Raw genomic sequence first — 7,505 nt, 5'->3', positions numbered from 1 at the left:
CCGCCTTGCTTGCCGACGCCCCACCTAACCACCCCACCCCCGCGTGGAGCAGACCAACGTCGATGAATCGGAAATTCACAACTTCAGCAAGGCATCCATGCCACTGAACACTCGGACACCACCCCACCGCTTCCCACACGAGCGCTACGGCACCGTCTCACCGAAGACAGTAATGCTGCAGGAGTTCGTTCGGACTGGGCTAAAAGGGGCGGGCGCTTGGCGACGCCCTCTGCTCACCGCTCTACCCCAATCCTGAAATCGAGATTGCCCGCGCTTCCGCGCCTTCACTCGAGCCAATTCACCTTTTTGTGTCGAACCTTGCAGACGATCCTAGGACGTGTCTGCCAGGTACAAAAAGTTCGATTAAATGTGCTGCAGCTCAAATGATTCAGTGATTCGATACTAATCGTTAGCCCAACTCCGGCCGGTACTTTTCCATAATCGCTTCCAGGTCATGGAACAACGCCGCGCCATACTTCGGGTGACGGAGGCCGAATTCAACGCTGGCAGGGATGAAGCCTGCTGGGTTACCAAGGTCGTGGCGAATGCCATCGTGGACAACGACGTGGACGGGGTGTCCCTCGGAAATGAGCAGATCGATCGCATCCGTAAGCTGCAGCTCTCCGCCCTTGCCTGGTTCGATGCGGCGTAGGGCGTCGAAAATCGCGCGATCCAACAGATAACGACCAGTAGCGACCAAATTCGACGGAGCGTCCTCAGCCGCTGGCTTTTCCACCATGCCTACGACCTTCTTTACGCGGGCGTCGTCAGTAGCCTCAATATCGAACACGCCATAATTAGATACATGTGCAGGGTCCACTTCCACTGCCAACAGAACGGAACCGCCCTTCTCCTGACGTGCCCGAATCATTTCGCCCATAGCTGCAGTCGGCTCAATGACGTCATCTGGAAGCATGACAGCAAAGAAGTCTTCATCGTCATCTAGAACAGACTCGGCCAAACCTACAGCATGTCCTAGGCCTAGAGGCTTCTCCTGAGTCACTGCAACTGGATGGATAATTTTCGCCGCACGTTCTACCTTCGCCGCCTGCTCATCTTTGCCCCGTGCACGGAGAATCTCAACGAGCTCAGGGAACTCATCAAAGTGACGCATAACCTCGTCTTTGCTCGGCGACGTCACAATCGCCAGCCTCGAAGCGCCTGTCGCTGCGGCTTCTTCCGCGATCATCTCGATACCAGGCGTATCAACCACAGGAAGAAGCTCCTTTGGAACAGTCTTCGTTGCTGGAAGGAATCGCGTTCCCATACCTGCAGCGGGGACGACAACGGTTCGAATTCCCGCTGTTTTCGTCGTTGGTTGAACAGCGGTGTCAGTGTGCTCCAATTTTTCCATACGCTAAACCTACACGTTTAGACCTCGAACAATGGGCAAACGAGGTCAATGAAAGATGTTGTGGAGCCACCGGGGCGCGAACCCGGGACCAGCGGATTATGAGTCCGCGACTCTAACCGACTGAGCTATAGCCCCCAAACGCCGAGCAAGCCGACGCTTTAAAGACATGCTACATCAGGCTATTCGTGGCCAATTCCATTGCCTCGAGGTTGCCTCCCCAGGCATTGCCTCCCGAAAGTACATGCTCAGCGGTGTGACCCACTGAACAATTGGTTAGAATAGTTTATTCCCGCTACTTTCATTGCAAACTAGATCCCGAATCCCTCAAACCTCGTACAATCATATTTAGTTTCAACCCAACCAGTCCCCCTTAGGAGAGTATTGATGTCCAGTCTTAATGTGGCGTTCGTCGGCCTTGGCTATATCGGATTGCCCACAGCAGTCGTCATGGCCAACTCTGGGGTGAACGTGGTCGGCGTTGATGTCAATACGGTGAATGTAGAAAAGATCAATCGCGGTGAAGTCACAATCGTCGAGCCAGGTCTGCAGGAAGAACTCACTGCAGCGCTCGAGTCTGGCCGCTTCCGCGCCACCACGGAACAGGTTCACTCTGACGCCTACATCATTGCAGTCCCTACCCCCTTCACCGACAACTATGACGTCGATATGAAGTACATCTATTCGGCCGCAGAAGCGATCGCTCCTCAGCTGGTCGGCGATGAACTTATCGTCCTCGAGTCCACCTCTCCTCCGCAAACCACTGCAAAGATGGCACAGCGCATCTTGAAGTGCCGACCTGACCTCGTTGCAGATGGTGCTGAGAATCCAGACAACAAACCCGTTATCTATTTTGCGCACTGCCCTGAGCGCATTCTTCCGGGCTATGCAATGGAAGAGCTGCGTACCAATGACCGAATCATCGGCGGCCAAACCGCTGAGGCTACTCGTCGCGCAACCGAAATCTACGCCACCTTCTGCAAGGGTGAGCTACTTGCTACCAACGACGTAACTGCAGAAATGGCAAAGCTCACCGAGAACTCCTTCCGCGATGTCAATATCGCTTTTGCGAACGAGCTTTCGCTCATCTGCGACAAGCTTGGCATCAACGTATGGGAGCTCATCAACCTCGCCAACCACCACCCACGCGTGAATATCTTGCAGCCTGGCCCGGGTGTCGGTGGCCACTGCATCGCGGTCGATCCGTGGTTCATCGTTGCCGCTGACCCGGAGAACTCTAAGCTCATCCACACCGCTCGCAACGTCAACGACAGCAAGCCCACTTGGGTTATCGACAAGGTCAAGAAGGCAGTGGAAGAATCCAACGCTTCCAATATTGCGGTCTTCGGCCTGGCCTTCAAGGCTGACATCGATGACCTGCGCGAGTCCCCTGCTCTCAACATCGCCGTCGATCTTGCAGAAGAGCTCGAGGATAAGCAGATTCTCGCTGTCGAGCCAAACGTTAGCGAGCTGCCAAAGCGACTCAAGGGCTTCGACAACGTCGAACTCACCAACTACACCGACGCTCTCGAGCAGGCCGACGTCATCGTCCTGCTCGTCGATCACAAGGAGTTCAAGGCGCTTACCAATAACCAGTTCGAAGGCAAGAAGGTAGTCGATACAAAAGGCCTGTGGCGATAGCTGACCGTGATTAGTTAAGTCGTATCTTCTACATTGAAGAAAAGCAGGCATAAGTTTAGGGCTAATTGATTGTCAATTAGCCCTAAACTTATGCCGTTAAACCCCGACTAGACGGAAGCAGCGTTTACGAACTTACGGATATATCTCAGCGTCTCTTCCTTGGTAGGAGGGTTATGACCGAGTTTCGAGTCTGAATATAGCCAAATCTCGAACGGATTCTTGAACTCTAGGCTGCCCTTCACACATGCGGTCAGATGATTAAAATCCCTGAACATATCCTGACGAGATGATGCATTCATAAGCACGTAACACTCGGGAGTCCGTTGCTCTAAACTCATCATCACTAACGCGTCGAGCCTCTCCGGATATTTCTCCAGAGCTTCTTCAACGCTCGCAGTGCCTAGTCCGGCCCATAATGCATTTTCAACTGCGCGTTCAAAAAAATCAGTAATTCGGATCTGAGGATTAATAGCTAAAGCTGCAGAATTCCTATCCTTGGTAGCCAGAAGGATTGACTGGAAACCTCCAGCCGAACTTCCGAAATAGAGTGTCTTATCCCCAATCAAAGCCTCTGCTGCATTAAGTCCGGCGCGAATCGCGTCAACACATTGCAACATAGCTTGAATTCCGTGCTGCTCAACACAACCAATACCCCAACCAAGGCCCGCTACGTCGCTGAAGCGCAATGTTGGATCGCAAATAAACAATGAATGATAACCAAGTTCCTCTGCCCACGAAGAACGCTGAAAAATGGGTAACGCAGAACGTGTGCGATCGACCGCACCGTTCAAATTGACAAACAGAGGAAGCTCACGATCAAACAAACCACATACTAAACGCAGGTCGACTTCAAGCCCAGATTCAAAGGCAACAGTAAAATCATATGTCTGTTTCGAAGCAAACTTCTGGCGAGCTAGGTTGTTTATACTAATCAGCACTTAGACTAGCTCCTCGTGTCTTAACGAACTCGAGAAGAACAGTTTCGTTAGCAAGTCCTTTCGAGTGCCAGAAAATCAACTTTGGTTCTCTTTGAGTCAATTCCGGTTCAACCACCACGCGCTGTTGAACCAATGCCTTAACGGGGAATCCGATAACCAAAATGTCTTTGCCATATTTCTTCCAGCGAGACTTGCTTTCGTCGAAATCTCCCGGGATACCTTCGTCAAAGCGCAGGCCCATGAATACGCGCTCGCCAAGAACCGCGTTTGGCAATCGGATAGCAAACTCAACTTCTTTGAACTCCCCGCCTCCGCGGAACTCGAGTTCAGTAATTTCGGTACCAAGTTGCGTAGCTTGAGTTTCACTCATTCCTCGAGCATCAAACACGACGTCCTCTTCTTTCTGAAGGGAGCGCGCAATTACGGGAAACGCGTCAGAGAATGCACCAGTGCTTGAAGCTAATGGAAGTTGTTGCTGCTCACGAAAAATACGTCCGATTGCCTCGGCATAGCCACCTCGTTGATGTCCGTCTTGGTTCGGGTGCAACATCGTAATGAAGTTCGTCGATCGACTGTCCAAAATCGTCGGCGCCCACTTGTCGATTTGGGCATGATCTTGACGCGGCGGCTCGATAAATCGACCGGATTCAGAATCGAAACTACAAATATACATTTGACCGACTGAGGTTTTTGGCCGGTACAGTTCACGCAGGTCCCACAACGAACCGTCCATATACACCGTGGTATATCCCCGACCGAAAGACAATACATAACCAGCGTGTTCAGGGGTGACATACGGCTCAGCCATTTTGAAGAAATCTTTACCGAGAATGTCATCATCATCGAGACGATACCAGGCAAAAGAAACCAAGCCACGTTCGTTTTCTAGGCGCTCTTTAGCCGCTCGATTAATAAGTTCAGAATGTTGAACTTGAGAATCGTTTACGTAAAGCTCCAAGAAATCATATTTCTCGGCTAGAGCTCTGAGGCGGGTCTGATACTTTTCTGGTAGGGAGCTTGAATACTGAACAAAATGCACCACATGATGGTCTTCAGCAGCTAAAGCAAGCTGTGGAACCGACAAGTTCTCAAAAATGTCCATTCTCGGCCCTAATCGCTCGTCAGCATAAAGAGCCTTCATATATTCGTCCTCGGACTTTGAACGAGCCAAATTCCAACTCATTGAATTTGGGATGTAAAGCGAGAACCTAGTCTGACCAATAAAGAGCGTTTTCATTCTTTTCCTTTTATGAACCTACACGGAAATTTGGTCAAGCGCTTGACCGATATACTTCATTTCGCCTGTACCAAAGAGCAAATCATCGGAAGCCGCCCAAGTATGGCTTTCTTTCTCGGCCAACCTAGTTACAGAAAAGTTGAATCGATCTGTGCTATATATTCTTCCACCCTTCTCGAGAATCGCAGTCAAAAAGTCACTATCTTCCCCTCGTTTACCGTTCGGGAATGGGGTGTCGACAAATGTTTCTTTACGCCCCATAATTGTCGCGCCACGAACGAATTGTGAATACTTATGTTCCATATTTGGCATTGTCAAAACGGTCATGTCGCTGCCCTGGAAATAGATATATGACGCTGCTTTTCCGACCACATCAGCCTGGGAAAACTGAAGGCTGTTATACATGTCCTCGAGATAATATTCGCCATACCAATCATCATCATCCATGCGAGCGATGACATCGCCTGTGGCAGCGTTGATCATAGCGTTTAAATTGTCAGCAAGAGTAGCCTCTGCAGGGGCTGACAGTACAACAACGCCCTCGATTTCGTATTTTTGCTTAAGGTTTTGCAGCTCAGTCTCTGATAAAGCAAATCCATGGCAAGCAACCAATAGTTCCTTATCACGGAAAGACTGCCGTGCAAAATTTTGGAAAATATTGTCTACATTCTCAGGGCGGATAGTAGGACTTATCACAGAGATTCGCTCTGGAACTTCGCTGACTTCGATTCCACAAGTGTTAAGGATTTCGACAGCGCGTGTACGATACGTATGGTTCTTCCACGTATTTCGTTGCGCCACATGTACTTTTCTTTCGCGAAAATCTTTGGAGCGAATCAAAATCCTGAGCTTCTGATACGTCTCTTGTTCATCGCGGACAACGGTAATTTGTTCATTCGGGTAGAACATTTCAATTGCCGGAGTATAAGGCGTGACGACTGCAGCACCGCAGGCAGTGGCTTCCAAAATTCGGCGAGCGCACATGCTGGGTGACCCAACTACCGAATTAACATTCAGCACGGTTTTGTACGCGTGATATGCCGTAAGCATTGAAGGATACGGAAGTGATCCCCTCACGTGACTATCATAAGGCGATGGAAATTGGTAGTTGGGATCTGTCCCCAGTTGTCGAGAGAAAATATCTAGTCCAAATTTGGATGCCGCTGGGAGCAAGAAATCCATTTGGGCGCGACGTTCAGGGTACTTATGCCTAAAGTACATACCACCGAAAACTACGTCCCTCGAACGCTCCACTCCTTTCACATGCGCTGGGTTATGAATTTTGGGTTGTGCTGCAAACGGAAGCACTTTAATTCGGTTGTGCCCGAGCTCTCTCTTGTAGTCATCAATTTTGTTGACGTCCGTAGTAAATACGTAGTCAAATAATGCTGCAGAACGCAGGAAGTCTTCGAAGTGTGGCGGATCTTCCTTGTTCCAAAAAGCTGTTGGAATACCACGCTTCTTACATTCTGCTACTAGCTCTTGAATCTCTGGTCGCGGCGCCAGAGAACCTGTTAGCTGGTAGCGCCACTCCCCGGAATTTCCTTCCCAAGCGCTTTCGACAAAGAGAAGATCAACGTCATTTTCGTCTAATTGCTTCAACCAGTTTTCTTTGGTCGGCTGAATCTGATTCCACTCAAAAGAAAAAGCATTGGCAGTAAAATCGTCAGCGATTACCATTACGGTTTTCGGGAATCTATCTGACTTGTCAGCGGGCTCAGGGATCGGTGGAAAATTCAACTTTTGCGGAGGATTTTCAACCTTCGGTGCCTGCGACGAAGCAGCCGGCTGAGCGACTTTACCGCTTTCAACCAATTTGCGTACATTAGGCGCCATTTTTCCAACGGAGCCTGCAGTATTTCTGATAATAGGATTTAGAAGCTTGATTTTACGAGCAGAATCGGAAATTTGGCTACTTTGTCCCAGAAGGACGGCCTCGCTTCTCGATGCAGTGTGTACCGCCTTAATAGATGCGTTCATTCCACGGATCGCAACAAGAAAAATCCCAAGCACCGTTGCTGAATAGAAAATTACGCAAAGTAGTAGCAGCCAATGTGTACCGGTAAGCAAATAGCCTACTGTTGCCATAGCACTCCCTAGTGCCAAGGACACAGCAATAAGCATTTGGAGCTGTTGCTTTAAAAGAATTTTTTTCATTTCGACCTCTCTACGTCCTACCCCAACGATAGTGTCGTCTTTCGCCTGCATTTTCGCAGATAGTCAACGCAACGTTCTTTCATAGAAGAAAACCATCCAAGCCAGCTTACCGTTTTCACCGGAAGCATTTCTGCCAATTCAGATGTAACCCTCAGAGATCTCGGCAGTATTTAGATGGTTT

The 7,505-nt window shown here is 49.7% G+C and carries 5 protein-coding genes and 1 tRNA gene; 1 reads left to right on the top strand and 5 read right to left on the bottom strand.

Features of this window, described 5'->3' with window-relative positions:
• Positions 1 to 409: 409 nt before the first annotated feature.
• Together MHK09_RS02140 and MHK09_RS02135 are read right to left on the bottom strand one after the other, a co-directional pair.
• The gene (locus MHK09_RS02140) at positions 410 to 1,354 is read right to left on the bottom strand and encodes a UTP--glucose-1-phosphate uridylyltransferase (RefSeq protein WP_250412536.1); all 945 of its coding nucleotides are present in this window, start codon (positions 1,352 to 1,354) and stop codon (positions 410 to 412) included.
• A gap of 61 nt (positions 1,355 to 1,415) precedes the next feature.
• Positions 1,416 to 1,489 (bottom strand) — tRNA-Ile (locus MHK09_RS02135).
• A 249-nt stretch (positions 1,490 to 1,738) separates the two neighbouring features.
• On the opposite strand from MHK09_RS02135, the gene wecC reads away from it, so the two are divergent.
• Positions 1,739 to 2,992: a UDP-N-acetyl-D-mannosamine dehydrogenase gene (gene wecC, locus MHK09_RS02130; protein ID WP_250412535.1), complete on the top strand. Its 1,254-nt coding sequence runs from the start codon at positions 1,739 to 1,741 to the stop codon at positions 2,990 to 2,992.
• A gap of 107 nt (positions 2,993 to 3,099) precedes the next feature.
• Here the strand turns inward: wecC and MHK09_RS02125 are convergent, their stop codons facing one another.
• Genes MHK09_RS02125 through MHK09_RS02115 form a run of 3 tightly spaced genes read right to left on the bottom strand, consistent with a single transcriptional unit; the run spans position 3,100 to position 7,324 of the window.
• Complete coding sequence (locus MHK09_RS02125) at positions 3,100 to 3,930, bottom strand: hypothetical protein (RefSeq protein ID WP_250412534.1); 831 nt, start codon at positions 3,928 to 3,930, stop codon at positions 3,100 to 3,102.
• On the bottom strand, positions 3,920 to 5,167 hold the full coding sequence (locus MHK09_RS02120; protein ID WP_250412533.1) for a glycosyltransferase: 1,248 nt from the start codon (positions 5,165 to 5,167) through the stop codon (positions 3,920 to 3,922). The genes MHK09_RS02125 and MHK09_RS02120 overlap by 11 nt, the downstream gene beginning before the upstream one ends.
• Positions 5,168 to 5,185: 18 nt before the next feature.
• Positions 5,186 to 7,324, bottom strand: a complete 2,139-nt coding sequence (locus tag MHK09_RS02115; RefSeq protein ID WP_250412532.1) for a glycosyltransferase family protein — start codon at positions 7,322 to 7,324, stop codon at positions 5,186 to 5,188.
• Between the last annotated feature and the right edge of the window lie 181 nt (positions 7,325 to 7,505).

It is taken from the genome of Corynebacterium tuberculostearicum (assembly GCF_022347235.1).
GTDB classification, from domain to species: Bacteria; Actinomycetota; Actinomycetes; order Mycobacteriales; family Mycobacteriaceae; genus Corynebacterium; species Corynebacterium tuberculostearicum_F.
This window is presented reverse-complemented; position numbering and strand designations above follow the sequence as displayed.